The 22,787-nt window shown below is 70.0% G+C and carries 14 protein-coding genes; 7 read left to right on the top strand and 7 right to left on the bottom strand.

Features of this window, described 5'->3' with window-relative positions; translation table 11 throughout:
* Window positions 1-42: 42 nt before the first annotated feature.
* Together fxsT (FMEAI12_RS35065) and FMEAI12_RS35060 are read right to left on the bottom strand one after the other, a co-directional pair.
* Entirely contained in the window at window positions 43-3,966 is a 3,924-nt protein-coding gene (gene fxsT / locus FMEAI12_RS35065; protein ID WP_235015090.1) for an FxSxx-COOH system tetratricopeptide repeat protein, read from the bottom strand.
* 9 nt (window positions 3,967-3,975) lie between these two features.
* Entirely contained in the window at window positions 3,976-5,385 is a 1,410-nt protein-coding gene (locus FMEAI12_RS35060; protein ID WP_235015088.1) for a TIR-like protein FxsC, read from the bottom strand.
* Window positions 5,386-5,864: 479 nt separating this feature from the next.
* On the opposite strand from FMEAI12_RS35060, the gene FMEAI12_RS36405 reads away from it, so the two are divergent.
* From FMEAI12_RS36405 to FMEAI12_RS35050, 3 genes are read left to right on the top strand one after another with little or no spacing between them, the layout of a single operon-like run.
* Window positions 5,865-6,161, top strand: a complete 297-nt coding sequence (locus FMEAI12_RS36405) for a hypothetical protein (protein WP_131626581.1) — start codon at window positions 5,865-5,867, stop codon at window positions 6,159-6,161.
* A gap of 19 nt (window positions 6,162-6,180) precedes the next feature.
* A complete protein-coding gene (locus FMEAI12_RS35055; protein WP_112109324.1) occupies window positions 6,181-7,425 on the top strand; it encodes an FxsB family cyclophane-forming radical SAM/SPASM peptide maturase in 1,245 nt (414 codons plus the stop codon).
* Window positions 7,415-9,241 (top strand): HEXXH motif domain-containing protein, encoded by a 1,827-nt coding sequence (locus tag FMEAI12_RS35050; RefSeq protein ID WP_112109323.1) that lies wholly within the window; start codon window positions 7,415-7,417, stop codon window positions 9,239-9,241. The genes FMEAI12_RS35055 and FMEAI12_RS35050 overlap by 11 nt, the downstream gene beginning before the upstream one ends.
* Before the next feature lie 49 nt (window positions 9,242-9,290).
* Here FMEAI12_RS35050 and fxsT (FMEAI12_RS35045) read toward each other — a convergent pair whose 3' ends face one another.
* Window positions 9,291-11,795, bottom strand: a complete 2,505-nt coding sequence (gene fxsT, locus FMEAI12_RS35045; RefSeq protein WP_112109322.1) for an FxSxx-COOH system tetratricopeptide repeat protein — start codon at window positions 11,793-11,795, stop codon at window positions 9,291-9,293.
* Between the two features lie 1,149 nt (window positions 11,796-12,944).
* Here fxsT (FMEAI12_RS35045) and FMEAI12_RS35040 point away from each other — a divergent pair.
* Entirely contained in the window at window positions 12,945-15,071 is a 2,127-nt protein-coding gene (locus FMEAI12_RS35040) for a tetratricopeptide repeat protein (protein ID WP_112109357.1), read from the top strand.
* A 105-nt stretch (window positions 15,072-15,176) separates the two neighbouring features.
* Here the strand turns inward: FMEAI12_RS35040 and FMEAI12_RS35035 are convergent, their stop codons facing one another.
* From FMEAI12_RS35035 to FMEAI12_RS35020, 4 genes are all read right to left on the bottom strand, one after another.
* A complete protein-coding gene (locus FMEAI12_RS35035; protein ID WP_112109321.1) occupies window positions 15,177-16,238 on the bottom strand; it encodes a TIGR03842 family LLM class F420-dependent oxidoreductase in 1,062 nt (353 codons plus the stop codon).
* A gap of 79 nt (window positions 16,239-16,317) precedes the next feature.
* Entirely contained in the window at window positions 16,318-17,757 is a 1,440-nt protein-coding gene (hydA, locus tag FMEAI12_RS35030) for a dihydropyrimidinase (protein WP_112109356.1), read from the bottom strand.
* 70 nt (window positions 17,758-17,827) lie between these two features.
* Window positions 17,828-18,667: a nitrilase-related carbon-nitrogen hydrolase gene (locus FMEAI12_RS35025; protein ID WP_112109320.1), complete on the bottom strand. Its 840-nt coding sequence runs from the start codon at window positions 18,665-18,667 to the stop codon at window positions 17,828-17,830.
* A 195-nt stretch (window positions 18,668-18,862) separates the two neighbouring features.
* A complete protein-coding gene (locus FMEAI12_RS35020; RefSeq protein ID WP_235015086.1) occupies window positions 18,863-19,666 on the bottom strand; it encodes an NUDIX hydrolase in 804 nt (267 codons plus the stop codon).
* 288 nt (window positions 19,667-19,954) lie between these two features.
* Between FMEAI12_RS35020 and FMEAI12_RS35015 the strand changes: the two genes are divergently transcribed.
* The 3 genes from FMEAI12_RS35015 (at window position 19,955) to FMEAI12_RS35005 (ending at window position 22,584) form a co-directional block, all read left to right on the top strand.
* Window positions 19,955-20,842 (top strand): pseudouridine synthase, encoded by an 888-nt coding sequence (locus tag FMEAI12_RS35015; protein WP_112109355.1) that lies wholly within the window; start codon window positions 19,955-19,957, stop codon window positions 20,840-20,842.
* A 161-nt stretch (window positions 20,843-21,003) separates the two neighbouring features.
* The gene (locus FMEAI12_RS35010) at window positions 21,004-21,780 is read left to right on the top strand and encodes a 3'-5' exonuclease (protein ID WP_235015084.1); all 777 of its coding nucleotides are present in this window, start codon (window positions 21,004-21,006) and stop codon (window positions 21,778-21,780) included.
* Window positions 21,781-21,888: 108 nt separating this feature from the next.
* A complete protein-coding gene (locus tag FMEAI12_RS35005) occupies window positions 21,889-22,584 on the top strand; it encodes an effector-associated domain EAD1-containing protein (RefSeq protein WP_368672143.1) in 696 nt (231 codons plus the stop codon).
* The last annotated feature ends 203 nt before the right edge of the window (window positions 22,585-22,787 follow it).

The following is a 22,787-nucleotide window of genomic DNA, read 5'->3' as shown; positions in this document are numbered from 1 at the left end:
AGATAGCGAGACCTCCCCGGCGCTCCGCCCGATGGAGGCCGCTCAGAAGGGAGGAGGATCGATGTCCAGGTCGACTCTTTGACCGTCCCGCAGCGCCAGGACAACGGGATGTTCGGCGCCCAGCCTTCCTCCGATCTGACGGAGGACGCCTAACCGCTGGGCCTGAGCGATCTCCGGATCCCCGCCGCGCTGCTCGTCCGCCGCCAGATTCACCGCTGCTATCAGCGTCGCCGGATGGTCCTCTCCCAGCTTGGCCTGCAGGAGATCCCAGGCCTGCTGGTCGAGTTCACGGGCGGCGACGATCCGCCCGGCGTCGACGCGGCAGTTCGCGACGTTCATCGAGCAGTAGACCGTGAACGGGTGCTCGGTGGAGAGCGCGGACCGCAGGCCGTCCAGCGCCTGCTGGCCCAGTGTCTCGGCGGCGGCCGGTTCGCCGCACCGGCGGAGGGCTATGACCAGGCTGTTGGCGGCAGCCAGCGTGTAGATATTCCTGTCGCCCAGCCTGGACCGGGCCCGCCGGTAAGTCTCGTCCGCCAGCCTCCGCGCCGCAGCGGTCTCACCCACCTGCAGGAGAACGCCGACCAGGCAGATGGCGACTGCGAGCGCGTCTGGCTGCCCGGAATCGGCGTGGGCGCGAAACCTCATGTGGGCGTCCTCCGCGATCTCCCGGGCACGATCCGGCTGGCCGGCCCAGCGGAGCGAGACGGCGTAGTTCGTCATTGTCCGCAGCCTGTCCGGGTGGTCGTCGCCCAGCGCTAGGCGAGACCATTCGAGTGAACCTTCGAGAAGAGCCAGCGAGGCGGGGTACCTACCGTTCTCTCGAAGGTCCCGAGCATAACTTTCCAGGTACACGAGCTTCGAGATGTCGTTGGTCTCAGGAAGCCTACGGTGGCGCTCGTAGACCTCCTCGCTCATCTCGAGCGCCAGCTTGAAGTCCCCCAGGAAACGCAGGGAAACGGCCAGGTTGTTCGCAGCCTTGAGCGTCTCCGGGTTGTCGAGACCGGCCGTCTCGCGATAGCGGGCGTAGGTGTCCTCGTCAAGCAGCCAGGCGGACTCGTAGTCGCCGATGCCCCGGTAGTCGCCGCCCAGCGCCATCGCGGCGCGCAGGGCGAGCGGATGGTTCGGGCCGAGGAGGGGGATCAGCCGCTCCCGCGCGCGCAGGTCGAGCACCCGAGCCTGTTCGGCGTCGCCGAGCGCCCGGTGGCTGTCCGCCAGGTCCAGGGCGAGCTCCAGGGTCCGCTCGTCGTCGTCCCCGAAGCGCTCTCGCCACAGAACGAGCGTCCTGCCGGCGAGATCACGGCAGCCGATGTGATCCCGTTGCATGTACAGACATCGCACCTGGTTGCGGACGAGACGGGCGACGTCCTCGCCGCGAGCGGTCGGCGCCCGGGTGGGTTCCAGGTGCGGCCGGATCAGCGCGTAGCGCTTCCAGTTCTCGGGATCGTCCGGGTTCCCTGGGTCGGCGGCCGCGAGGATCGCGTACACCCGCGCCCGGACGCCGGCCCGCTCGGTGGGGGTCAGCTCGTCGCGTATCGCGGTCTGCACGAGGCGGTGCATCACCAGGCTTCGATCCCTGGAGTCCACCCGCGCGAGCGCGTGCTCGCTGATCTGCCGTACGGCCTCGGCCAGCGTGAGGTCGTCCCGCAGCGTCTGGTCCGTGACGTCCGCCAGAACGGCCAGGCCGTCGCCCGCGAACAGGTCGAGGCTGATCGGTTCCGGCCCGAAGAAGGCGCACAGCTGCGCCAGCCGCGCCGACGTGGGAGCACGGGAACGCAGCCGCTCCATCGACAGCAGCCAGGTCATGGCGACCGGCCGCGGGTAGGTCGGGACCTCGCCCTCGAGCAGCAGCGGGCCGGGGCTGCTCTCGAGCAGCTGCAGGTAGCGCTCCGCCGGCATCCCGGTCTCCGCGTGCCAGGCGCCGGCGTGCTCGAGCGCGAGGGGAAGGTCACCCAGGGCCTCTGCGAGCCTGGTCGCGACCTCGGTCGTCAGCGCGGGCGAGCTCCGCTGGAGCAGCTCGACGCTCTCCTCCCGGTTGAACACGTCGATCTCCACCGGGGACTGCCGCCCCCGCCAGCGCTGGTTGCGAGAAGTGATCACCACGTGCCCGAAGCCGTTCGGGATCAGGGGAAGGATCTCGTCCGGGGTGTCCGCGTTGTCGAACACGAGAAGCCAGCGGCGGTACGGCACTCCCTTGCGCAGCGCGTCGACCAGGCTGTCCACCGGGTCCCGCCCCTGTCGGACGGGCAGGCCGAGAGTGTGGGCGAGTCGGGTCATGTCGCTGCGTGCCAGCGCCGCCTGATCGCAGCCGATCCAGCAGACGAGGTCGTAGGTGGGACCGAAACGGAAGACATACTCGGCGGCGACCTGGGTCTTGCCCACGCCGGCGAGTCCCTGCAGCACCAGGGCGTGGGCCGCGGGCTTGTCATCGCCCACGAACCGGTTCCGCATGTCCATCAGCAGCGCGTCACGACCGACGAACATCGGGTTGCGCGCGGGCACACCCTCCCAGATCCCCGGGGGGGAGCCGGGATAGCGGACATCCGTCGTGTCCGCGGGCCGCGGGCGCGCGGTGAGCGCCAGGCGTGACGGCCTGCCGGCCGCGGCCACCAGGGCACGGCGGGCCGGCGCCTCGGCGAGACCGACGAGATCCGCATGATCACGTGCGGCGCCCTCCGGCGGCATGCGGACCTCCTCGACCCGCACCGGGACGAGGAGCCGCTGGGCTCCGTCCGGGTCGAAGGTCAGGCTCCGCCGCCACCGTTCCATCGCCTCGGCCGACCGGAGATAGGCCGCCGACACGATCGCCACCGTACGGCGGATCGGATCCGCCTCCTCTCCGTCCTTCCACGCGGCCCCGGGCTGATCGACCTGTTCGAGGATCACCTGAAACCCGGCCGTCTCCAGCTCGGCGGCGACCCACTCCGCCCAGGGGCGGTCGGCCGAGGCGTGGCTGACGACCATGTCGGTCGGGATCGACACCCTCGAACGCTCGAAGACCGCGAGAGTGCGCCGGCGCCGCGACTCGTCCTGTGGGGGAAGCGCGGCGACCGCTCCGCCCGTCAGATAGGACGCGAGCCTCTCGTACGCGGCGAGCAGGGTGCCCTCCTGCAGCGGCCGGTCACCGAAAACCGCCAGGATCTCCTCGTACGCGTAATAGGGCTTGTAGGGGATCTCGACGTCGCCCCAGTAATGCTCCTTAGTACGCTCGTCAAAGCCGCGCAGGAACGGGTCGAACGCCACCCGCGCCACATCGCGGCCGAGCTCCAGTTTTCGCTGCTCACCGTCCTCGACCCGCATCGGGACGGGAAGCTGTCGAATTTCACGGCCCTCCTTCTGTGCCGCGATGGAGCGGGAGACCGCGACGGCCCCCTCAATGCTCTGCGTGCTGAGGGTAAAGCAGTTGACCACGATGTCGGGCAGCTGGACCGTGCAGATTCCGGCGGTGTCACTCAGCCCCGTCCGACTGTCGATCAGGATCCACTCGTACGAGGACCGCATGTCCTGGCGAAGCGCGTCAACGAAGTCACCCCCGCCCTTGTCCGCGTAGAAGGCGTTCCAGTCGAAGGTGCCGACGCGCTGGGCGTAGGCGGCGTCGTGCCGGCCGGAACAGACGAAGTCCACGGTTCCGCCGTCGGGGAAAGGCCAGTTCAGTGATGCCGCGTACGGCGTGATCGCGGTGGACCGGCTGAACCAGTCGGCGTCGTCCGGCCCCTGCGGCGACATGACCGTCACCGTGAACTCCCAGATCATGTCCATGATCCCAGGAGTCGAGCGAAGGTCGGGATCGTGCAGGAAGGGATGGAAGTAACGGTGGAGGCCGGGCGCCTCCAGATCCCAGTCCACGACCAGTACTCGGCAGCCGCTGCTCGCCAGCAGCCAGGCGGTGTTGGCGAGAGCCATGGAACGGCCGGTGCCACCCTTGTAGGAGTAGAAGGTGACGACGGTCCCGAAATCCGTACCAGACACCGACACCGCCTAGGGGCCGTTGAGCCGGGGAAACCGCCGGGGGTTGTCCCCGGTCGACCGCAGGGCCTGCCGGTACTCGAAGATCCGCGCCTGCGACTCGACGATGATCTGTACCAGGGCCAGATCGAACTCCTCACAGGACCGCACATTCATGCGAAACAGCTTGTCCCGGCGGACGAAGTTGTTCCGCAGCGCGGTCGCCAGGACCGCGATGAGCTGCGCGGAGTTCGCGTGGGTTTCCGTGTCGTGCGGGTTCGCCGGCACCAGGACACCCGACGTCGGCTCGTTGCGGACGTCGTACGTGACCAGCGCCTGGTGGACATTCGCCAGCTTGGCCGCCCACATGTCCACGATGAGGATCACGATTTCGTTGCGCTCTCTGGACCTCTCCAGCAGATCGGAGACGCCGTGGTCCAGAGGAACAATCTTGGAGATGAGCTTCTGTCTCGCCGCGACCATCTGCGCGATCACACACACCCGGTCGTGGTCACGGGGCTTGTACGGCGTCCACTCCTCGAACGTGTCGCCATAGCAGTCGAGCTGACGGCGCAACGCGGCGATCTCCTCGGCCGACGTCGAGGCGAGCACGAAAGTCACGTGGCCAGGCCCGCCCGCGACGGGCCCCGGCGTCGCCGGGGGAACGCTGGGCGGAGCCGGTGGCCGGGGCGGGTCCGGTGACGTTCGCGACTCACCGGACTCCCTGCTCCCGAGGACCTCGTCCTCGACCGGGTCGACCCGTAGCGGACCGGAGGCGACCGCCGCCGGAATCTCAGGCGGCGGATCTTCCTGGTCCGGTATGGTCGGCGGCCCGGCAAGCAGGCGGAATGCGTCGGGCACCTGGTGAAGAGCCGGGATCTCGGGCTCCGCGGTCAACGGCGAGTCGTCAGCGAGCTGGACGATCCGGGCCGCTAACGTCAGCACGAACTCCTGATACTCGTCATGATTGCGTTTCAGCTGCATGAGGTACCGCAGACCGAACTTCGTATACGCCTTCCCCAGTGCGCTGTGATCATACTGCAGCCGCGCGAGCGGCTCGGGCGGATCGCGTAAGGGAGTCCAGATCACGGGGAGCAGCGCCGCCGGAACCTGGCCCGACGCGGCGGCGGAGCGCAGCCGCCCGTCGAACATCCCCCATTCCCGGCCGCAGTACTCGCTGGCGAAGAACGAGGGCGAGCACATCGCCACGAAGGTTCTGCATCGGCAGAGCGCGGCGCCGAGCTCCGCCGACCAGGCCTCCCCCGGCTGGATGCTGCGCAGGTCGAGGAAGCCGACAGTGTTCGGGTCCGGATCGCCCACCCTGCGGCGCACCTCGTCTCTGAGGTCGCGGAAGAACTGCTCGAGCAGCGGGTCGTCACGGCTGTCCGCCCGCGCATAGCTGAAGAAGAAGTACAGCGGCCGCGCGCTCCAGGCCTCAGGCATGCCGGCCGGCGCCAGCCGATGTCTGCGCATGGGTGACCCGGCGAAACCCCTCGGGGTCGCCTCCCGTATGGGATCGGCCCTGGGCAGGCTCCCGCCCGACACTCTCCCCCGACACCGAGTGGCCCCTCTCCCGCGGCCCGCCGTGGCCCGCGCCCCGTAGGCCGGCTCAAGTAGGGTTCACTCGGCCGGATCATCCTCCCGACGGGCGAGAACAGATTCTACGTCGTCTTCCGGGTACAGACCGACCGCAGATTACCGATCGACACCGTTACGGAAGACGCAGTCCACCATGACCGGGAGCGAGCCTTCCCCGCGAGGCGGCAACGATAGGCTACGAAACCAGCAAAGGACGGGATCGCTTCCGTCATCCACAGGCCGCGGGAACCCGCCGTCGAAACGACGGACTTCGACATGAGCGAAGCGCCTGCGGGCGGCACCGGCTAGATTAGAGGATCGGGGACGGCCGAGGAGGACACCTGATGAACGACTCGTCTTCCGACATCGAGACGCGTCTGCCCGACCTGGGCACGTTCCGGCTCGACGAGGTGGTCGCGACGGCGAACCGCACCCTACGGCAAGTCGCCCGCCGCCTGACCAGAGAGGCTTCGGGATCTAATCCGCCGCTCGCTGGATTCAACTCCAGCGCCACGATTTTCAACGAAACCGGCACGCCGGGCAGTCGGATCCCGCGGACCGACCTTCGAACAGAGGAGGAATCCGCCGAAATCAAGCAGGCACCAACAGGGTTCTCGTCCTCTATCGCCGCAGCTTTCTAACGCCGGACAGCGAGACCGTGTGATCGACCTCCTCGACACGACCTACGGAGATCGGGCGGCCGAATGGCCGGCCAACGAGCTCGACTTCCACCGACTCTCCGCCACGGGATGGCGGCCAACACCCTTCCGCCAGATCGTCTTCAAGATCAACAGTAGATGCAATCTTTCGTGTACTTACTGCTACGTCTACCACCAAGCCGACCAGAGCTGGCGGGGGCAGCCCGTCACGATGAGCCCGGCGGTGGTGGAGGTCACCGCGCGCAGGCTCTCCGCGCACGCGAGGAAGCACGAGCTTCCGCGGATGCAGATCATCCTGCACGGCGGCGAACCGCTCCTGGCCGGTCCCGGCTACCTCAGGAACGTCGTGGAGCGCCTGCTCGCCGCGGTCGGCGCCGACACCACTCTGGAGTTCGCCCTCCAGACCAACGGCACCCTGATCGACGAGGTGTTCCTCGAGCTCTGTCGGGAGTTCGGCATCCAGGTCGGGGTCAGCGTCGACGGCGATCCGGCGGTCAACGACCGGCGACGGACCCGTCGCAACGGGACCGGAAGCCACGCCGAGGTCGCCCGGGGGCTGCGGCTACTCACCTCGGAACGTTTCCGCCCGATCTTCGCCGGGCTGCTCTGCGTCGTCGACCCCGTGAGCGATCCACGAGAGGTGTACGAGAGCCTGCTGGCGTGGCGACCGCCGAACGTCGACTTCCTGCTTCCTCACGGGAACTGGACGGCCCGTCCGCCCGCCCGGGGCGGCGACGAGACGTCGACGCCCTACGCCGACTGGCTCGGCGACGTGTTCGACCGCTGGTATCCAGCCCCCGAGCACGAGACAGACGTACGCGTGTTCCTGGAGATCATTGCGCTGATCCTCGGCGGCCACAGTCACATCGAGACGGTCGGGCTCTCGCCCTCGTCCGTCGTCGTCATCGAGACCGACGGCTCGATCGAACAGGTCGACGCGCTCAAGTCCGCCTATCATGGCGCGGCCTCCACCGGCCTCGCCGTGCAGCGGAACGACCTCGACGAGGCGCTCCGCCATCCGGGTATCGTCGCCCGGCAGATCGGTCTGGCCGCGCTCGGCCCCGAGTGCGCGCGATGTCCGGTGCGCCGTGTCTGCGGAGGGGGATATTACCCCCACCGGTATCAGGCCGGCAGCGGCTTTCGGAACAGATCCGTCTACTGTCCGGATCTGTTCGCACTGATCACGAAAATCGGCAGACAGATCCGGGCAGACGTCGAAAAGGCAAAAGCGCAGGGTGAACATTGACTTCCATCGGCTCGCACTGGCCGACTTCGACGACCTCGCGGCCGGTGGAGGTCGCACGGGGCTCGTGCTCGGCCTGCGCAGGACGCAGCTGAGCAAGCGGCTTCTCGCGCTCCACGCGGTGATGACGGACGCCACCGAGCGTGCCCCGGAAGCCGTCGCCGCCAGTGGCCTGACGAACTCCTACGGCGTGCTGGCGGCATCCCAGCGGACGGTTCCGGAGCCGACGGAGGCGATCCTGCTGTCACCGGGCCTCGGCCTGTGGGCGATGCACTGCCTGCGCCGGCTGCACGGCAAGGCCAGCCCCTCGAACCCCCTCGAGGAGGATCTCGGGATCCTCGGTGGCTTCGCCGTCGCCGCCGCGCTTCGCGCCGGCCTGCACGCCACGGTGGCCGTCCCGCTCCAGGACGGAGACCTCCTCATACCGGCTGTCGGCCGGGTCCGGGTCGGCCGGACCGGCTGGGCCACGGTCCGCATCGAGAGGGCGTGCCTGCGTCTGACTGTCGGCGACGACGAGACAACGGTGCTGGAGGTGCCGAACGCCACCGCCACGACGCCGCATCTCCCGGCCGGGCCACAGGACAGCCGCTGGCGCATGGTCCCGGAGCTGGTCAGCGTCGTGAACGGCCGGCGCATAGCCCTCCTTCTCGACGACGTCGACCCGGCTCGACGACTGCTCGACCTGCCGATGGCGCGCGGCACCGTCACGGAGGACGTCGACGCCTGGCAGCAACGTCTCGACGGCGGCTGGCGCATCCTCGACGACTACGACCCGCTGATCGCGGAGGCCGTCTCGGCTGGACTGGCGACGATCTTTCCGCTGGCAGCCTCGTCGTGGGCCGAGGAGCTCAGCGCCTCCTCCGGCGAGGCCTTCGGCGCGGTAGCCCTCACCCTCCCCCGGGACGGGCTCTCCTTCGCCGCGGCGCTGGTCCATGAGTTCCAGCACACGAAGCTCTCGGCGCTGCTTGATCTGGTCGCCCTGCTCGAGCCGGCCGACGAACGGCTGTTCTACGCACCGTGGCGACGTGACCCACGGCCCCTTCCGGGATTACTGCAGGGTGCCTATGCCTATCTCGGGCTGACCGGCTTCTGGGATTACCGGCGACTCGCGGAGAGCGGGGACGACTTCGCGCACTTCGAGTTCGCGCGGTGGCGGGACGAGGTCTGGCGGGTCCTGAGCACCCTCCGTCTCTCCGGAACGATGACCCCGCTCGGCATGCGCTTTCTGGACGGCATGCGGACCGCCGTCTGGGCCCATCGGCAGAAGCCCGTTCCCAACGGACCCGGTGAACTCGCCCGCCAAGCCGCCGACGACACGCGAATAGCCTGGCGGCTCCGTAACGTCGAACCCGCACCGGCCCAGATCGCAGTGCTGGCCCAGGCCTGGATCGAGGGCGACCCGCCGCCGATCACGCGAATCCCGATCCGGATCATCCCGGGGCACCGTGGCCTGGTAACCAGCTCACGGCTTTTGCTCACCCATCTTCGCCTGCTGGACCCGAAGCGGTTCGAGGCCGCCCGGCAGGGCGTCCCCCACGTCCTCGACGCCAAAGTCTCCGCTGCCGATCAGGCTCTCGCCTTCGGCGATGCCCGTACCGCGGCACAGGCCTACAAGGAAGAACTGGAGCATGAGCCCGACCTGCTCGACTCCTGGGCCGGTCTGGCGTTGTGCCGGCGGCAGCGCCTCTCATCGGGATCGCGTGCCCTGGTCACCCGGCCGGAAGTCGTCCACCGACTGCACAGGAGAATCGAGGAGCTGTCCGGGATCCGCACCGACCCGGATGCTCTGGCCGCCTGGCTACCCGAGCTGGTGCCCTGACCAGAGCAGACCAGGCGGATCATCGCGGCCCACGGAAATCTCCGGCGACCTACAGGGGCGGCGGCTCGAAGTCGAAGTCGAGCCGCTCGCCCCGCTCACCGGCCCTGACATCAGGATGCTCCGGGCCCAGGACCCGGCGGTAACGGGTGACGGTGTCGGCGGAGAGCTTCTGGGCCTCGTCGTCCCGGCCGAGCTGAGCCAGGTCCAGCGCGACGTTGGTCGCGCAGACCAGGGTGTGAGGGTGATCAGGCCCCAGGAGGTCACGGAACGAGCTCAGCGTCTGTTCCCCGATCTCCAGGGCCTCGCCGACCGCGCCCTGTGCCGACCGTGCGGTGGCCAGGTTCGCCCGGCAGGTCAGCGTGAAGTGGTGATCCGGGCCGAGTCTGTTTTCCAGTCCCGCGAGCGCGTCCTTGAGCAGGCGCTCCGCCTCGTCGATCCGGCCGAGCTGGCGATGGACCAGGGCGAGGTTCAGATAACAACCGTAGGTATATGGATGGTCCACACCGAGAGCTTCTCGATACCGGCTGACAGTCTTCTCGATGCGCTCCGCCGCCTCGTTGGGATCGCCGGCGACCCGCTGCGCGTTCCCCAGGTTGATCGCGGCCGCGAGGGCTTCAGGGTGTTCCTTCTCGAACTGCCGGCTCTCCGTGTAGCGACCGTAGACCTGCTCGGCGAGCGTCAAGGCCTCGAGGAAGAGCCCCGCCTTCCGCCGGGCGACCGAGAGATCCTTCGCCTGCGCGAGGACGTGTGAATGATCGGCGGCGAGCTGCCCGCGGTCGACAAGATCTTCAAAAGCCCGGTAGGCGTGTTCCGCCGCATCCCTGGCCTTCAGATAGTGTCCCGCCTGCCGCAGATCGCGGGCAACAGCGGCGAGAGAGATAGCCACCCAGGGGTCCGTGTCACCGCCCGAAAGGTCCCTCCTGTTGGCGAGATTCTCCTGATCCCGCTGCAGCGCGAGCTCGTAGGAGCTGTTGAGGCTGTAGTCCACCGCGAGGTTGTTGACGCAGAGAGATGTTTCGTGGGCGTAGGGGCCGAAAACCCGTTCGTGCCGGGGAAGAGCGTCCTCGTCCAGTTCGAGCGCGGTCCGGAACTCGCCGCGGGCGCGTAGGTCGGCGCCGTGGCCGTTCAGGATGAGGAGGGTCTCCTCGTGGTCCGGCCCGAGGACCTCGGTGATCGCCGCCAGAGTCGGCCGCCGCAGGTCGTAGGCGTCCTGAGATCTGCCCAGCGACCAGAGGATGTTCGCCTTGATTCCCTTCAGCACGAGCACGTCCGGATCGCGCTCGCCGGAGTCCTTCTCCCACCGCCCCAGCGCGCGGTCCGCCTCGTTCAGGCCCGTGGTGAAGTCGCCGACGTTGTACAGGTACCCGATGAGGTGCTCGATGAGCTGGCGGGCCGGGACCTCTGTGGACTCGAAGACACCAGACGGCACGATGTGCGGGAGCAGGTTCTCAAACGCCGCGCGGTTCTTGGTTTCGGAGTCTCCGGGGTCTGCAGCAATGAGCAGCGCATGCACCTCATCCCGCATGCGTGCCTGTTCCTCGACGGGAAGCTCGTCGCGGATGAGCATCTGGACCAGGCGGTGGACCTGCACCGTCTTCCGGCTGGTGTCGATCTTCGCCAGCGCGTAGCGGCCGAGTTCCCGCATGGCGCGGCTCACCAGCAGCCGGTCCTGCATCAACCGGCCGAAGTCGGAGCTCAGGGTGTACTTGCCGCGGTCGAGCATCTCCAGCGAGATCGGCTCCGGGCCGAAGAAGGCACACCGCCGCAGCAGTTCGAGCGCGAAGGGCGCCTGATCGCGCAGCCGGGTCACCGACAGGCTCCACGCGGCCGCCACCGGCTTCGAGTAGTCGGATGGCGGGTTCTCCGCCAGCAGCCGACTCGACGCCTCCCCGAGCAGGTCCAGGTACTCCTCGACGCCCATCCCGGTTTCGAACTGCAGCGCCCCGGCCTGCTCCAGCGCCAGCGGCAGGTCCCCGAGCGCCTCGGCCAGCCGGTTGGCGTCGAACTCCCCGATGCCGGGAACCCGACGATCGAGGAACTCCAGGCTCTCGCGGCGAGCGAAGACGTCGACCTCGATCGTGTCGACGATGCTCTGCCATCGCCGGTTACGCGAAGTTACGAGTACATGGCCGGGGCCGTGGGGCATCAGGCTGCGGATCAGCTCGGGCTGGTCGGCGTTGTCGAAGATCAACAACCATCGGTGGTAGGGCTCGCCCCGGCGCAGGGCGTCGAGAACGGCGGCGACCGAGTCCTCGACCCGTAGCAGGCCGCCCTCGGACAAACCGAGCCGTGGCGCCAACGCCGCCAGGTTGGAGCGGACGAGCGCCGGCTGGTCGGCGGGGATCCACCAGATCAGGTCGTAGTGGGACTGGTACCGGTACGCGTACTCGATGGCGAGGTGAGTTTTCCCGACACCACCCAGGCCCTGGAGGGCGTGCGGCAGGACGGCGGTGACGTCGGTCTGCTCGGAGGAGACACGGCGACGGAGCTCGGCGAGCTGGCTTTCTCGCCCGGTGAAGTTCTTGTTCCGCTGGGGTACACCACCCCAAATCATCGGAACGCCTCGACTCGGCCCGCTCGCCGAGTCGAACTCCACCACCGAAGCCACCTTCGACCGCCCCCGCCCGACTGTCGGTACAGAACAGCCGCCGAGCATACGAGCCGCGCACACTGGCCCAGCACATGCGTCGACGGCGCGCCGCAAAATCTTCGTAGACTCTTCGATGATAACATCGGCTAGTGGCTCTGGCGCCATTCCGCAAGCCCGCCCGCGAGTCGGTCGGGCGATGCTCCCGGCCTTCTTCCGGCCCAGGCCAACCTACCAAAGCCCGGCCCGAATGTCGGGTGCACGACACCCCGGCTCCCAATGACGAACGAGCGGGGCAACGAGGGCCACGTGGTGACTCCCCGACGCGCACCTCCGTACACATCGGCCCACGACGGCCCGCCGTTCCACGGCATCTCCTGAACTGCGCGTTTTCGCAGGTCAGAAGCTATTTCCAGCATTGGGCGGCGAGCACCACACCGACGGTGGGCATCCACGCGGCCGGTTGGTGCGGGGTCAACGGGGTCTCCTTCCCTCCAGATTGGGTCTCGGGCCCTCGGCCGACGGAGTGGGCCGGCCAGGCGCCGGATACCGCGATCCCGCGCCGTACCGGCCGGCAGGTTCCGGCCAGTCCGGACTATGCCCACCGATCAGGAGGAGCGACTCCGGAACGAGGACAACGAAGCGCACACACTCGATCACCCGGACCGTGCCACCTCGACCGAGCCCGCGGCGGCGATGACTCCCCGTCCTGCGAAAATCTTGTCATGTGCAGAGGTCGGCTCACAGTGGCCGCCAAATGTCGGAGAATGATGCGGACGGTCCAGGAGCGCGCGGCGGCAGAGCCGGGCCGGGCCGGGTGGATACCATTCGCGGGCACGGTCGCGTCAACGCCGAGAGGCTATCAGTACTGTTGAATAACTACTATCCAACCCTCGCCACCAAATTTCCGCCGAAAGGCGCAGGAAACGCTCAGATCTCCCCAGGCCAGCCGGCAACAGCGGCAAACCCGCCGTCGGCCACCTCGACCGGAGACGAACCCGGTGCAGGTGGCGTACCCGCGCCCGCCCAGTGCGAAGTGCCCTCGCGGCCGGCATCTTCCACGACGACCTGCCCTCGGGACATGTCATCACGGCGCCAGTGGGGCCGGGCCGGCGGATGGTGACCCAGCTGCGGGCCGATCTCCCCTACGTCGGGCTGCGCCCGTTCGAGGAGGAGGAGGCCGGTTCGTTCTTCGGGCGGGACGCCGAGGCCCGCTCCCTGTCGGCCGCATGGCTGCGCAGCCGTCTCGTGATCGCGCACGGCCCGGCCGGTGCCGGCAAGACATCGCTGCTGCGGGCGGGCGTCCTGCCGGACCTGGCCAGGGCGGATGCCGACGTCCTCCCGGTCGGGCGGATCACCGGCCCCGGCCTCACGGCCGCGGGTCCTGACGGGCTCGAGCCGGTTGTCGGGCCTGGTAACCCATTCACCCGGGCGCTGCTGCGGTGCTGGTCCCACGACGACGAGTCGGCGTCCCTGCTGGACGCGCTCCGGGAGCGGGCCGAGCGGCGGCGGCCGCGCGGTGCGTCCCGGCCGGTTCTGCTGGCCATCGACCAGTTCGAGGAGTTCCTCACTCCGCGCTCGCCCCGGCTGGCCCCGCTGCGGTCGCAGTTCGTCGAGGCGCTCGCCCTCGCGGCCACGGCGCTGCCGAACCTGCGGATCCTGCTGGTGCTCCGTTCCGACCATCGCACGGCCCTGCTGCCGTACCGGCGGACCCTGCTCGCGGCCTGCGCCGATCAGGCCGGCTACGAATCAGCCGTGCCGGTCACCGAGGTCGCCGTCGCCCCGCTGAGCCCGGAGTGCGCCGTGACGGCCCTCGTCGAGCCGCTGCGCGCCGCCGGGATCCGGTTCGCCCCGGGCGCCGCCGCGGCCTGCGTCGACGATCTCACGACCAGCCGGACCGTCGACGCGACCGGCGCCGAGTCGCTGCTGGTCGCGGAGACCGTCCAGCCCGTGTTCCTGCAGCTCGTGGCGACGGCACTGTGGCGGTCCCGGCCCGTGGCGGACGCTCCGGTGACCGCTTCCTGGCTCGGCCCGGTCGGGAACGTCACCGCCGTCCTCGAGGACTACCTGACCCGGACGCTGGTCACGATCGCCCACGAGCACAATCTCGACGAGGACGAGCTGCGGGCCTGGCTCACCCGGACGTTCGTGACCGAGCGCGGGCGTCGCGGTGTGGTCGACGAGGGTCTCACCACAACCGCCGGCATGCCCACGCCGGTGCTCGACGCCCTGACCGAGCGCTATGTGCTGCGCTGCGAGCACCTGTCCGGCTCCCGCCGTTTCGAGCTTTTCGACGACCGGCTGCTCGAACCACTGCAGCGGACATCCACCCCGTGGGCGGGCGCCAGCGGACCGGCCGCCGAGGTCGGGGCGGACGACTACCTCCGCGCGGCGCAGGTGAGTTTCGCGGACGGCGACGTGGCCACCGCGTGCGCCCATGTCGAGGAGGCGCTGCGGCGCGACCCGGCGCCCTCGCTCACCCGGGCCGCGACCCAGGCGTTGCGGGCACAGCTCTTCCAGGCCGAGGGACGGCTGGAGCAGGCCGAGGCCTGCCACCGCGAGGCTGCCGAGATCTACGAGTCGCTGTCGGACACCGAGGCCTCCGGGCGGGTGCTGGCCGCTCTCGGCCGGCTCCTGCTGGACGCCGGCCAGGTCGGGCGGGCGGTGGAGGAGCTGCAGGCCGCCGGGGAACGTCTGCCGGGTGACGCGGACGTCCAGTCGGACCTCGCGCATGCGCTCTGGCGGGCCGGTCAGCCGTGGGCGGCCGCGGCCATCTTCTCGGCGGTGCTCACGATCGCCCCCGACGCGGTAGCGGCACTGGCCGGACGGGCCCAGCTGCGGGTCGAGCTGGCCGACGACACCGGGGCGATCGAGGACTTCGACCGGCTCGCCCGCACAACGTCCACGAAGGCGGGCAGGGTGTCAGCGGTAGGCGGGGTCTCAGCGGCGGGCGGGCTCTCGGCCGCGGCAGGCGCGGCGGAGCTGCGGGCGGCGCGGGCACTGTCGCTGGCCCGCCTCGGCCGGGTCACCGAGGCATCCGGCGAGTCGACGACGGCGCTGCGGGACGCCCCGGACAGCGGTCCCGTGTTGTGGCGGGTGGCGGAGGTGATCCGCGCTGCCGGGGACGAGCACGGCGCCGACGACCTGCTCCGCCGTTCCCTCGGTGCCTCGGAGCCCTCGCTCGCCCCGGACCAGCGGGCGCAGGTGTCCCGTCTGCTGCGGCGTTCCGGTGCCCTGACCTGACACACGGGTGCTCCGCCCGAGGCACCGGCGGCCGGCCGTGACCTGGCCGGCCGCCGTCGTCACAGCGGGCCGGCCGGGTGCCGGTCACCGCAGGCGGGGCTTCGGTTACCGCGTCTTCGCCTGGACGGCGTCGGTGATCGCCGGGATGACGGTCTCGCCGTAGGCCTCCAGGGTGGCGCGTTTCGCGTCGTGCTGGAGGTAGACCGCGAACTGGTCGACGCCGAGGCCGGCGAGCTCGGTGAGCCGCTCGATGTGCGCCGCGGGCGGGCCGAGCAGGCAGAACCGGTCGATGACCTCGTCGGGGACGAAGTCGGTGTGGGTGTTCCCGGCGCGACCGTGCTCGTTGTAGTCGTAGCCGTGGCGGCCGGTGATGTAACTCGTCAGGGCTGACGGCAGCGCCGTGCCGCCTGCCGGAACAGGGCCGGCCGCGGCCGGGGTGCCGTAGCGGGCGACGAGGTCGGCGACGTGGTTGCCGACCATCCCGCCGAACCAGCGGCACTGGTCGCGCTGGTGGGCGAGGGACAGTGGGTCGGCGTCGCCGACGTAGGCGGGCGCGGCGACGCAGAACCGCACCGACGCCGGGTCGCGGCCGGCCTTCTCGGCGGCCTCGCGCACCACCCGGATGGTCCATGCGGCGATGTCGGGGTCGGCGAGTTGCAGGATGAACCCGTCGCCGATCTCGCCGGCCAGCGCCAGGGCTTTCGGGCCGTAGGCGGCGATCCAGACGTCCAGCCGGCTGTCGGTGCCCCACGGGAAGCGCAGCTTCGCGCCGTTCACCTCCGCCTCCCGCCCGTTGGCGAGGGCGCGGACGACGGCGACGCACTCGCGCAGGGTGGCCAGTGTCGTCGGCCGGCCGTTGAGGACCCGGACGGCGCTGTCGCCACGGCCGATCCCGCAGATCGTGCGGTTGCCGAACATCTCGTTGAGCGTGGCGAACAGGGAGGCGGTGACCGTCCAGTCGCGGGTCGCCGGGTTGGTGACCATCGGGCCGACCTTGACCTTGCGGGTGGCCGCGAGGATCTGGCTGTAGATGACGAACGGCTCCTCCCACAGCAGGTGGGAGTCGAAGGTCCACACGTGGCTGAAGCCGAGCGTCTCGGCCTGCCGGGCGAGTTCGACCACCCGGGACGCGGGCGGGTTGGTCTGCAGCACCACTCCGACATCCATCAGGGACCTGCCTTCCGACTCGCCACCGACACGCCCGCCACCGGCGTTCTCATCGCAGGCACGCCCGCCACCGTCACGCTCATCGCAGGTACTGGGACAGGCCGCGGCGCAGGTAGCGCCCGTGCCCGGCCCGCCCGTGGAACTCCCCGCCGGCGACGACGACCGTGCCGCGGGAGAGGACGGTGTCGACCTTTCCCGCGACCTGGAAGCCCTCCCACGCGGAGTAGTCGAGGTTCATGTGGTGCGTCGACGCGGAGATGGTCGTGCTGGCCGCCGGGTCGTAGATGACGATGTCGGCGTCCGAGCCGGGGGCGACGATCCCCTTGCGGGGGTAGAGGCCGAACATCCGCGCCGGGGTGGTCGCGCAGGTCTCCACCCAGCGTGGCAGGGAGAGTCGCCCGCTGGCGACGCCCTGGTAGACGAGGTCGATGCGGTGCTCGACGGTGCCGATCCCGTTCGGGATCCTGGTGAAGTCGCCGCGGCCGAGCTCCTTCTGGTCCCGGAAGCAGAACGGGCAGTGGTCGGTGGAGACCACGGCGAGGTCGTCGGTACGCAGGCCGCGCCACAGGTCGTCGTGATGGCTGGCCGTGTTCGTCCGCAATGGTGGCGAGGCGACGTATTTCGCGCCTTCGAAGCCGGGGGCCCCGAGATGTTCCTCGAGGCTGAGGTACAGGTACTGCGGGCAGGTCTCGGCGAACACGTTGTGGCCGGCGCCGCGGGCCGCCGAAACGACCGCCAGCGCCTCGGACGCCGACATGTGCACGAAGTAGAGCGGGCAGTTTCCGGCGACCCGGGCCAGCACCGCCGCCCGGTTCGTCGCCTCCCCTTCCAGCTCGGGTGGACGGGTGTAACCGTGGTGAACAGGGCCCGTCCCGCCACGGGCGAGCGCCTGGGCGGCGAGGACGTCGATCGCGATGCCGTTCTCCGCGTGCATCATGACCATCGCGCCGGATTCGGCCGCCCGTTGCATAGCCCGCAGGATCTGGCCGTCGTCGCTGTAGAACACTCCGGGGTACGCCATGAACAGCTTGAAGCTGGAAATGCCCTCGTTGGCGACGAGGTAGTCCATCGCCTTGAGCGCCTGGTCGTCGACACCGCCGATAATCATGTGGAAGCCGTAGTCGATGGCGCACTGACCTTCAGCCTTCGCGTGCCAGGCGGCCAGCGACTCCTCGACCACCTCGCCGGTGCGCTGCACCGCGAAGTCGATGATCGTCGTGGTGCCGCCCCAGGCCGCGGCGGCCGTCCCGGTGGCGAAGGTGTCGGACGCCGAGGTGCCGCCGAAGGGCAGCTCCATGTGCGTGTGGACGTCGACGCCGCCCGGGATCACGTACTTCCCGGTGGCGTCGATGACCCGGTCGACCGAGGAGTCGGGGCCGTCGCGCAGGCTGCCGCGCAGGTCTTCTGGCAGGCTGCCGGGCACGAACAGAGCCGTGACGGTCTCGCCGTCGACCAGGATCTCGGTGGGCGTCGCGCCCAGCGGGCCGACCAGCGTCCCGCCGGTGATCAGCGTCCTCACGTCGTCTGCCCCTTCACCGGACCTGCTTCCCACCTGGCTGCCGACCCGGGTCGGGACGGCACGCGACCGGTCACGGCGCGGTGAGGTCGCCGTAGGTGTCCGGCCGTCGGTCACGATAGAACGCCCACCGGTCGCGCACCGTGGTCAACAGGCTCATGTCCAGGTCCCGGACCAGCAGCTCCGGTTCGTGCGCGTCCGCGGTGCCGTCGACGAACGTCCCCTCGGGGTCGACGAAGTAGGAGGTTCCGTAGAAGTCGTCGTCGCCCAGGTCCTCGACACCCACCCGGTTCACCGCGCCGACGTAGTACTCGTTGGCGACCGCGGCCGCGGGCTGCTCAAGCTTCCACAGGTAGTTCGACAGGCCGCGGGAGGTGGCGGACGGGTTGAACACCAGCTCGGCCCCGTTCAGGCCGAGCGCGCGCCAGCCCTCCGGAAAATGACGGTCGTAACAGATGTAGACCCCGATCCGGCCGACCGCCGTGTCGAAGACCGGATATCCGAGGTTCCCGGGCCGGAAGTAGAACTTCTCCCAGAATCCGGTCACGTGCGGGATGTGGGTCTTGCGGTACTTGCCGAGAAAGGAGCCGTCGGCGTCCACGACCGCCGCCGTGTTGTAGAGGATCCCGGGTTGCTCCTGCTCGTAGACCGGCAGAATCATCACTATCCCGAGCTCCGCGGCGAGCGCGGCGAACCGGTCGACGATCGGCCCCGGCACCGACTCCGCGTAGGAGTAGAAGGCGGCGTCCTGAACCTGGCAGAAATAGGGCCCGTAGAAGAGCTCCTGGAAGCAGATGACCTGTGCGCCCAGCGCGGCGGCCGACCGCGCGTGCTCCTCGTGAACCTTGACCATCGTTTCCCGGTCGCCCGTCCACCGCGCCTGGACAAGCGCCGCTCGGATCGTCCTGGACATGCGTCACCCCTGTCAGCCGCGCTGGCCGGGTGCAGGCGGCCGCCTGCCGACCGTCCGCGAGCTGGCCCGGTGCCCTGGGGGCCAGCTCGACAACCGTCCGCCACGCGTGGCGAACGCCGTCCCGTGCCGGCATCATCGCCCCCCGCGGCCCGGCCGGCATCTCCACGCGCGGAGGGACCGTCGCCGCGGATGCGGCTACTCCCCGGAGCCGTCCGCGGCGAGCGCCGGATCGGACGGCACCAGGTACCCGCGCTCGAGATAGCCGGCGCCGTCGCCCTGCCCGCGCCGCTCGGCGGCGGCCCGGACCCGCCGGGCGTGCATGACGGGCAGGACGTCATCGACCTCGGAGATCGGGGTGAAGGCGCAGTTGATGATCTCGTCCATGTCCACCCGGATCCGCTCCCGCCACGGCTCCGGCAGCAGTCCGCCGTCGAACACGAACAGCAGCATGTCTCCGGCGATCTCGTCGGAGGCCCAGTCGACCGCCAGCAGCGGTCCGATCGGCGGGACGATGCCGATCTCCTCCTCGACCTCGCGGACGCACGCCGCGTACGGCGACTCGCCGGGTTCGATGAAGCCGCCGGGGATGTCCCACCCCGGCTTGTAGGACGGCTCAACCAGCAGGACCCGGCCCTCCTCGTCGAAGAAGAGCGCCCCGGCGGCGGCCCGTGGCCGCGCCATCGGCGGCGCACCGCCCAGGATCCCGTTGCCGGCGGCCGGCGCGTGTGTGCTCCCCGTGACCTCACCGGGCCCGGCCGCCACTTCCACGGGCCTGCCGCCCGGGCCGTCCTCGGCACGGCGCGCGCTTTCGGCGCCGCGCGCACTCTCAGCGCTCCCCGCGCGCGTCCCCACCTCGGCGGGAGCCCCGGTTCGGGCACGGGCCTCGCCTCCCCCGGACACGGCCGACGGCTGGCGGGGCACCGCGGCGGTCTTCCCGGGCATGAACGTCGAGCCGGCTGCGGATGACGTGCGGTCAGGCTGACGGGGGCCGGCAGTCATGATGGTCCCTTCTGCTACGGGCGAAGTAGCTGGTACTGGGCTTATTACACGAAACAAGGAAGATTTCCGACGTCAGGTTGCGCACGGCCGGCCGGGTAGCCGGCCGCGGCGCCGATCCGGCCCGGCGATCGGCACCGGAGCCAGGCTCCCAGGGCCGCCTGGAAACATCGACAGGACGCCCGCGTCGGGCAGAGCGGACCGCCTACCTCGGGAGGATCCCGTCCGCCGGCTCTCCGTGTGGCGAATACTTGAATTGTGAGCATCGGCACTGTGGGGGCGGGCGGTCTCGTGACGGAGTGGACAACGATCCGGGAAAGTCGGAAGATCTTCGAGGACGAGGCGGTGCTCGCACTCGACAAGCCGGTGGGCGTCTCGGTCATGGGCGAGCGCCACGACACCGACCTGGTGTCCATGGCACGGGACGCGGGTGAGGAGCTGTTTCCCGCGCACCGCATCGACAAGGTCACCTCCGGCGTCGTCCTGTTCGCGAAGGAGCTGCGCTTCCACGGCGACCTGACCCGGCAGTTCAACCGGCGCACGGTGGAGAAGACCTATCTGGCACTGACCCGCACCCGCGGGTTGCCGGCGCTGGCCACGATCGACCTCCCGCTGAGCGTCGGGCGCAAGAACCGGGTGCGGATCGCGGCCAACCGGGCCGACATCGTCGCCTGGCCCGGCCCCGCCGGAACACCCACCCCGGACGGCCCCGCCGGCACGCCCGGCTCCGACGGCGCCCCCGGCTCCGACGGCCCGGCCGGCAGCGGCGCCCGCGGCCCCGCGAGCTGGACGGTGCCCGCCGCCCGGACGTTCCCGAACGTCCGGTCCTACCCGTCCGTCACCCGCATCGCCCGGGTGTGGGAGGGCGCGGAGCACACCCTGGTCGCCGCTTACCCGATCAGCGGACGGCGCCACCAGATCCGGGTCCACCTGGCCTGGGTCGGACATCCCATCGAAGGCGACCCGCTGTTCGACCGTGCGCCGGTGACCCGGACGTTCCTGCACTCCTGGCGGCTGTCCTTCGACGCGGCCTGGGCCGACGGCCGCAGGACACACGCCGAAGCCACACCGGGTGCGGACTTCTGGTCCTCGCTCGGCGCGGAGGAGGCCGCTGCCGCCGCGGCCGCCCTCACGGCGTCCGCCCTGGCGCCGACACCTACACCGGCGCCGGCGCCGTGACGATCTGACGGAACCGGCCCCGAGCCGGCCGGCCGCTCCTGACCGAGTGAGAGTGGAGTCTTCCGGGCATACTGGCCGGGGTCGCGACAACACCGCGACAGCGAAGACCCAGGAGACCACCAATCCCCTGCTTCGGGCCCGCGCCGTCCGGTGGAATGACGGTGTTCACCCCCTGGCCCCGGTGTGACGGCGTCCCCGGGCTGTTCCGAGGAGACGACCAGACGATGGCGTGGTGGCAGCGCCCGATGGCCGTGCTCGATTTCGAGACGACCGGAACCGACGTGGAGACCGACCGGGCTGTTCAGGTCGCGCTCCTGAAAGTCGGCCCGTCCGGGGTGCTGAACCAGCTCTGCCAGATCATCGATCCGGGCGTCGACGTCCCGGAGGCGGCGGCGCGCATACACGGGATCACAACGGAGCGTGCCCGCCGCGAGGGTCGTGATCCCGCCGAGGTGCTCGGCCGGGTCGGCCAGGTGCTGGAGGGCGTGTGGCGCGACGGCATCCCCGTCGTCATCATGAACAGCTCGTTCGACCTGACGCTCCTCGACCGTGAGCTGCGCCGCCACCACGGCCGCGGCCTCGCCGAGGTTGACATGCTCGTCCTCGACCCCATGGTGATCGACCGTGAGCTCGATCCGCGCCGGCCCGGCAAGCGCACGCTGACCGCGCTCGCCACCCACTACCGCGTCCGCCAGGACGGCGCCCACGACGCGCTCGCGGACTGCCTCACCACGGCCAGGATCGCCTGGCGTCTTCCCCGGCTGCATCCCGACTGGGCCGCGATGGGCCTGACCGCGCTCCAGAACTGGCAGGCCGACGCGCACCGCCGCTGGGCCGAGGACTACCAGTCGTACCTGCGCCGCCGCGGCGGGCGGCCGGACGCCGTCATCGACACCAGCTGGCCGTGGCGCCCACCGGGTGTCACCGCAGGGGTCTGATCGGACCCGGGCGCGGTCTACACCATCTCACTCGAGGCGGAAATGTTGGTCCAGGCCTTCACCACGCCGTCGGCGGTGACCGGATAGTCGTCCCGGCGGTCGCCGTCGATGTCGGCGAACCGAAAACTCGTCCCGCGACGGGTTTCGACCCTTGAGAGGCTTCGACAGACGTGCAGAACGAATCGAGTGTCCTCCCGGGCGCCGCCCGACAGTCATAGTGGCTCCATGTCCGATGAGTTGGTCTCGGCAATAGTCGATCTTCTGGATCGCGAGCAGCTACTTGCCGAGCCAGTGAGTCGGAGCCTGCTACTCCGGTTGACTGACGCCGAACTCGGTTGCCAGCTGCAGGTGTCCCAGCTTCCGTTTCGGCGGCAGTGGCTGTTCGCCTTCGTCGGCGAATGCGCGGCGCAGGACGGCGGCCTCGCGGCGCTGGTCTCGGCCATCGGGAGGATGGACGGCCGTGGACGGGTCCACCGGGCTGTCGACCTGCTGGTTCGGGGCTCCGGTGCGACAGTTGCGGTCCCTGCTGAGGAAGCGGGGCCACCAGCTGGGCCCTCTCCGTTGACGGAGCTCGAGGCGACCGCGCTCGCCGAGGTGTACAGCGACCCCGCAGCCGCCAGGCGCCTGCTGCACCGTTCCGGTCTCCCCTACCACCGCCATCCCGTGGTCGAACAGGACAGCGCCGCTTTCTGGGCTGAGGTCAATCGGCTCCTCGCCGCCGGAGCTCTGCCCGACGGCCGGGTACGAATTCTTCGGGAGGCGGCGCGTGACTTCCCGGCGAATCGGCGGTTCTCCACTGGCTGAGCATCTCCGTCGCACCCTTGGATACCCAGCCGACGATGACACCCGCCGTGCGCCATCGGTCGTACCGAGGGATCGTTCGGACGAACAGCATCCAACGACGGTCGCTTCACCGGCCAGAAGCCCGGAAAGTATTGTGGAACCGGAGACGACTCGGGGTGGCCTCTTCGCGCACGCCGAGAACCGCGCGCTCGGGGGATCGGTGT

This window comes from Parafrankia sp. Ea1.12 (assembly GCF_900465275.1).
Classification (GTDB): domain Bacteria; phylum Actinomycetota; class Actinomycetes; order Frankiales; family Frankiaceae; genus Parafrankia; species Parafrankia soli.
Note: the sequence above shows the minus strand (reverse complement) of the source record. Positions and strands in the feature narration are given on the sequence as shown.